This window comes from Candidatus Methanodesulfokora washburnensis (genome assembly GCF_003947435.1).
GTDB lineage: Archaea > Korarchaeota > Korarchaeia > Korarchaeales > Korarchaeaceae > Methanodesulfokora > Methanodesulfokora washburnensis.
Map to the genome: position 1 here is coordinate 1 of NZ_RCOS01000071.1, position 6,433 is coordinate 6,433.

General features: G+C 41.0%; 4 protein-coding genes and 2 pseudogenes. 2 read left to right on the plus strand and 4 right to left on the minus strand.

The genetic code is table 11. The features are described from left to right. A pseudogene (locus tag D6D85_RS16165) lies at positions 1-1,924 on the plus strand (hypothetical protein); the annotation flags it as partial. A 172-nt stretch (positions 1,925-2,096) separates the two neighbouring features. Here D6D85_RS16165 and D6D85_RS05615 read toward each other — a convergent pair. Together D6D85_RS05615 and D6D85_RS05620 are read right to left on the minus strand one after the other, a co-directional pair. Next, positions 2,097-2,546 (minus strand): hypothetical protein, encoded by a 450-nt coding sequence (locus D6D85_RS05615; RefSeq protein WP_125671093.1) that lies wholly within the window; start codon positions 2,544-2,546, stop codon positions 2,097-2,099. A gap of 861 nt (positions 2,547-3,407) precedes the next feature. Beyond that, positions 3,408-4,865: a hypothetical protein gene (locus tag D6D85_RS05620; protein WP_125671094.1), complete on the minus strand. Its 1,458-nt coding sequence runs from the start codon at positions 4,863-4,865 to the stop codon at positions 3,408-3,410. 155 nt (positions 4,866-5,020) lie between these two features. Between D6D85_RS05620 and D6D85_RS16170 the strand changes: the two genes are divergently transcribed. Next, positions 5,021-5,194: a hypothetical protein gene (locus D6D85_RS16170; protein WP_161969704.1), complete on the plus strand. Its 174-nt coding sequence runs from the start codon at positions 5,021-5,023 to the stop codon at positions 5,192-5,194. Between the two features lie 12 nt (positions 5,195-5,206). Here D6D85_RS16170 and D6D85_RS05625 read toward each other — a convergent pair whose 3' ends face one another. Then, positions 5,207-5,986, minus strand: coding sequence for a hypothetical protein (locus tag D6D85_RS05625; protein ID WP_125671095.1), 780 nt, complete (start codon positions 5,984-5,986; stop codon positions 5,207-5,209). 79 nt (positions 5,987-6,065) lie between these two features. After that, positions 6,066-6,433: pseudogene (locus tag D6D85_RS16175) on the minus strand (hypothetical protein); the annotation flags it as partial.

The following is a 6,433-nucleotide window of genomic DNA, read 5'->3' on the forward strand; positions in this document are numbered from 1 at the left end:
TTACGGGGGGCATTTAACCCAAAATCCGCATATCGTTGACCCGACGCATCCGATTGTCAAGGGCCTCACGGATGATATTCTGGCAAACTGGTATTACTCAGCGCATGGCTATTTTACCAACCTGCCCGAGAATGCAAGGATAATAATCGTGGATCATGCTGGTTACCCGATATATATCGAGTACAAGTATGGAGCTGGCACAGTGCTCGCAACCATGATGACAATCGAATGGCCGTTTGTCGCATACTGGTGGGGATTGGGAGAGCCCCAGCAGAGGCTCTTAAGAAATGAAATCGAATATGCACAAATGCTCGCCACACATGTAGATCTGTGGATTTCCAATATAGTGCCAGTTCAGGTGGTGTACGATGTGGACATAAATAACGATGGAAAGATGGATCTAGTGCAGGGAAAGAAGACAGCCGTGTTCGTCTATGTAGAGGGATTTGAGAACTTAAGTGACAACGCAACGATAGATGTGAACCTGACATTTGAAGGAGTAACGTACAGTGAGAGTAAAAGTGTATCGGGATTAAGGCAGGACAACAGGATAATTTTCTATGTGACTCCCAGAATTACTGGAGATCAGAGAATAACTGCTATAGTTGATCCTTTCAATAGAATAAAAGAGATTAGTGAGGCAAATAATCAGAATGAAACGATCGTGACTGTAAAGGATACAAGAGGCCTGCATATTTCCTATTTCAGGGTGAATAGTATGTGGCCAGCTAACTATGGAGCACCAACTCCTGAGGAATTCAGAGACACAGCAGAACATAGTGGAATATTTATAAGAGCCACTTATCCCGTTGCAGAGAGCGAGTTTATAAATGAAATACTAGTGGATTATTATGGAAATCCTATTCCAGGTATCGGTCTAACCTATGATTTAGTTCGTCTTGCGTATTGGAAGTGGATATTAGGAGCTGGTGATAGGGCTGTTGGGGTAGTTTCCGACGCTTATTTCCCATATCACCATATCAATGCGGTTGGCCTTTCAAATCCATCAATAACAAAGAGTGCCGTCTTGGTTACAAATGAGTACTGGACAGTTACAGCTCATGAAATTGCACATACTTACGGATTAAATCTCCCTCGATGGGTCTGGTTGCCACCTCACTGGGAAAGCACAGAAGAATACGATGTAAGTCCACCAGGAAATCCAGCAAGTGGCTATTGGGTTGAGGAAAGGCGGGATATAATCAATGGACTTTGTTTCATGGGCTATGCTCCGCCAAAACGAAGTTATAACTACTGGGATGGAAGACCAGTTTGGGTATGCAATGAAACATATAGTAACTTATTCAGAAGATTTAGAGTTAATCAGGCAGATCCGAATGTTCTTCTCATTGGTGGGATAGTATATAAAAATGGAACAATAAATGTGATGAAACTCTACTACCTTGAAAATAGAACAATAGAATATCCAATACCTGGAAACTATTCCATAATAGCCACGGATTGGAACGGGAGGGAGGTGGAGAGAATAGATTTTGATGTGGCTTTCTACCTACTAATAGAACCATATGGAGTTATTGAAACAAATATAACAGGGTTCGTATTTCCTATCCCGTTCCCAGAAAATGTATCGAAGATCACTATTCAGCATGAAAACATAACGGTATTAGAAATAAATCCAAATACAAAACTTCTTCATGATGCAATAGACTCTATTCCAGACTATGGCTTCATTAATAATCCAGATCAACGCAGGAACGCTCTTCATAATAAAATAAATGCAGTAGAGAAGATGTTGGAGAAGAAGAACTTTAAAGGTGCAGTTGAGAAATTAGATCATGACATCAGGGATAAACTAGAAAAATGGCTTGTTGATTATGAAATTGAAAATCCAGAGCAGCTCACCAAGAATGCGGTGATCTCCTTAGTTGATGAGATAATTCGAAGATTAAGTTTACAAATTTAAACAAGTTAAGAAACTACAGCATATAAAAGATGAATTAATGAAATGGCTTGTTGACTATAAGGTCGAGAATACGCTCCAGCTTACCGAGGATGAAGTGATATCCTTGGTTAACGAGATAATTCAGAGGCTAAGCTTGCATGTTCAGCTAGCTCATCAGCAAATCATTAAATTTTCATGCTAACTCAAAGTAACAGCCTATATGATTAGCTATTACCTTTCTGTCCAAGATATTGACAGTGCCATCTCTCTCAACTTTTATTCTCCATTTTTCAACTACCCCGCCTATGTTTGCCCATGTAAAGAAATCTAAAGTATAAGTTTCATTTTCTAAATATATCTTGGGAGGTGTAATTATTCCCCTGAGTTCTTCGTATCTTTTAATTTCTTTTTCACATTCTTCTTTATGTTTAGAGCACCATTCCTCATCCAAGCAGGGTTTGGGTATATCTGATGCATTGTACAGTATTTTTATTTCTCCATACACAATCGAACAATTGAGATAAGCCATTATAACTTCTAATGCTTCCTTCTCTGAATTAACTTTGACCTTTTCTCTTTCTATCACCTTATTGAATTCATCCGGTAATAAGAATGCTTCTCCATCCCGACCAACAGCGATCACGGCTTCACCTTGAGGGGGTAAAAAGCCCCCGATATATCCACCTGCTGAATAGAGGGAGTGATATCGGAAGAAGGAACAACTCTTCTCATGAATGGATACTGCATAAGGAAGGATTGTCTCCGGAAAATATTTCCAGAAAAAGAATTCTCTTGCCCTCCTCTCAGCTATCCCTTTCTCCCCCTCATAGCTTACATAGTATATATTAAATAAACACAAAGCAAGCAGAACGATTCCAACTCCTGACAACATCAGCACTTTCTTTTTTATAGCTACTCTCCTCATTGCATACATAATTTTAAATAAGCATAGGAGGAGCGGGGGTATCAAGAATATCCCCAGAGGAGCTATAATTTTAAATAGATAGAGAAGAAGCAGGGATATCAAAAATATAAGCAGAAGAGCTAGAGAAAAAATCTTTACACATGTGAATTTAGGGGGCATGATTGAGACACCCTACTCTTATTATTGAAATCTTTCTTCTGCCTCTCTCCAGACCCTCCTTTACACTCATGTGGAATCACTGTAGAAATTGTGGTTATCTGCCTTTAAATTTTTTCGCACGCCATATAGAGCTTATTGATGAAATAATATGCAGGCTGAGCTGCAGATCGGGACTGAAAGACAGCTCTCATCATAAGTTTATTGCTAATAACATCATGACCTCGACACAGTTGTGTTTGAGTACAGAGCCTCATCTTTAAGCTCAGTGCATGGAAAAAGCCCAAATGGGGCACCGGCCAATGAAGTGCTCGAGTGGAGGTGTTAAGAGATCTACAAGTATGTGGGGAATTATTTCATCCGCTCTGAAACTTTCTTTTGATAAGAGAAGAGATGGGAGCTAATGCTTGACCGGAACTGCGGCTAGACTAAGAAGTAGCCATCGACTTCCCCTACGCTCTCCTTTTTCAGCACACTAATTGTGCCATCTCTTCCAACTTTCACAGTCCATTCGTCAACAGATCCTCCCAGCTCAGCCCACGTGAAGAAGTGGATTATGTAACCGTTCTCATCAGCTCGTATTTCGGGGGGTCTTATGAGATCCCTCAGCTTTTTGTATGTCTCCCTGCATCTCTCCCCTTTATTTTGACATCCCTTATCAGACGAGCTGCAGCTCTCCTCCAGCCTTCTGCAGTAATCCAATGAGAAGTTGCACATTTTTTCATCCCAGATGCCAATACATAGCCCAAATCCGCGTATATCGGATATGTTATAGAGGATCCTCATCCTAGATAGGGAAGAGGAGTTTATGTATGTCTTTAGAACCTCAAGTGCTTTCTCATTTGAGTTTACTGTTATATTCTCCCTTTTTATAATGTAATTAAACTCATTTAGAAGCGAGGTGAGGTTGAGAGGAGATGTGTTGTTTAAGTTTATATCTGGCAGAAGAAAAGCCTTCCCATCATTGCTGACCGCAACAGCACCTATAGGAAGCAACTGCATGCCAAGAACGCCGTAGGCAGAGTAAAGCGTATAGTTTTTGAGGAGAGTGGGAGTATATCTTTTCATTACTGTTATATTATTAAAGCATAGATAAGGTTTTCTCATCTTTCTTATCTTCTCGACTGCTATCCCCTCGTTTATTACCAGTTTTCTAGCCAGAACAGAGATCTCTCCATCCTTTTCCATCCTGACAGTGAGCTCCTCAGCAATGCCAGCAGGTCTTCTGCAATCTTTTTCCAGTACAATGCCGCCCACTTTCCTCCACAAGAAGAAATGAATTAGATATCCTTCCTCCTCATGCTTCACTTCAGGAGGTCTTATCCTATTTAGCTCCACCTCAGCATGCCTTCCACAGTTTATTCCCGGGATCTCGGATGTACTGTTGAGGATCCTCGCCCCATATAGGGAGAAATTTATGTATGTCTTTAGAACCTCAAGTGCTTTCTCATTTGAGTTTACTGTTATATTCTCCCTTTTTATAATGTAATTGAACTCATCGGGGAGCAAAAAGGTCTCATTGTCGCACCCAACAGCTATAAAAAAGTCCCTGAGGGGAAGACATTTCATGTAGGGTACCTTCTCCTCAGCATTTACTAGATAGATTATATGATATTTGAAAAGTGGAATATATTTTCTTTCTACATATATTTCATATTTTATATCTTTTAGATAAATATCTTTGGAGAGCAGAGCCTTCGCTCTCTCCTCGGCTATCTCCCTCCCTCCCCCAATACAGGAAGAGATGTTCTCCAGATGCTCTTTTCTGGGGAGAAGAATCCCTGTACTTCCTCCAATCCCCCTTTTCTCGGCATAGAAATATGTAATTAGACCTATCATAGCCAGAGCTAGGAGGAAGATAGCAGCTCTTTTAGAGATCATCACGAAAAACAGGAATGGACATATTTAAATTTGGATCCTGCGTAATCCCTTCAAAAACTTCATGGTGCAATAGATTCAATTCCAGATAAGGGTTCACTGACAACCCCGACCAGAGGAGGAAGGCACTCCACAACAAGATAGATGCAGTTGAAAAGATGCTTGAACAGAAAAACTTCAGGGGAGCAGTTGAGAAACTACAGCATGACATAAAAGATAAGCTTGTGAAGTGGCTAAAGGACTACGAGGTTGATGATCCATTACAGCTTACCAAGAAAGAGGTTATATCTCTAGTTGATGAGATAATAAGAAGGCTCTCTTTGCAGATATGATATTTGTTACTTTTAACTCTTTTTTGGGATCTGAGCAACAACAGTTTTCTCCAGCACATTGATGACCCCATTTTCCTTAATATCCACAATCCACCTCTCAACAGTTCCATTTCTCCCCCATCTCCATGAGAAGAGCTCAAGAAGATATCCATCATCCTTCTTTAATATGCGAGGGGGCTTTACTGTGTCTTTAAGTCCCTCAATAACATCCCTGAGTTCCTCGCTCCAGGGGATGTCACGTGCGCTGTAGAGCAGCTTTCTTCCTCCGCAAAAAAGGTAGAAGCTCACGATATCCAGTGCTCTTTCCTCGCAGCTAACCTCAATATCCTCCCTCACTATTGCACTGTTGAACTCATCCGGGAGGACAAATGCCCTCTTATCCCTGCCTACAGCAATTATAACGGAATCGTTGGGGACCCAGTAATCGATTATGGTGCTTTTAGGGAAACATATAGTATATTTTGTAAAATATAGTTTTATAAAGTAAAGAGAGTGATGCTTGAATAGGGGATTTTCCATATCGTAAATAATCAGCGAGAAGGAGGAAATCGGCCTTGAAGGATATTTCTGGGAGAAGTACTCCCTCGCCCTTCTTTCCGCTATCCCCTCATCTCCCTCATAACATGATGGAAAAGGGGAATAATAATTGAACATTAAGAGGAAAATTAGAAGGGAGAGAAGAAGCAGTAGAGGGACGCCAATTTCAAGCAATGGGATCAAAACCCTCTTTTTTACCATGTGTACAGCTCTGTAGGAGGGAGGAGTTGGAGAAAGAGAATCAGTTCCAAGCACAGCAATACTTTAATTTAAAGTTTAAATATACTAGGATTTGCTATTTTTAACTAATAAGTTATTACAGCCTATCCCGTCCCTATAGCCCCCTGATAACCCTCATCGCATCATCTCCAACTTCGGCTTTCCTCTCTATCAGATCCCTCGTGGAGACAAACCCAGATTTGATCAGATCGGCTATCTCACTCTCTGATATCAAACCCGATAACACGGTGATGGGATACATCTTGCTCTTCTCTATTTTCACCTCCAGCCCCTCTCCGGGAGGATATTTCCATCCCAGCAGATCCAGCCCATAACACCTTGAGAACTCTATGGCCTGATCGGAGAACTTTGTATTCGTCACAAGAATCACCCCTTTCAGCTCTCTCACCTCTTTTATGTCGAGGAACCTCATGTAAGTGTACATTGCCTCCTTTAAGCCGGTGTATATCCCCCTCTCATTGT

Excerpts from the sequence above, each read along its gene's own strand:
- D6D85_RS05620 (WP_125671094.1), bottom strand. The coding sequence starts at position 4,865 with ATGATCTCTAAAAGAGCTGCTATCTTCCTCCTAGCTCTGGCTATGATA.
- D6D85_RS16170 (WP_161969704.1), top strand. The coding sequence starts at position 5,021 with ATGCTTGAACAGAAAAACTTCAGGGGAGCAGTTGAGAAACTACAGCAT.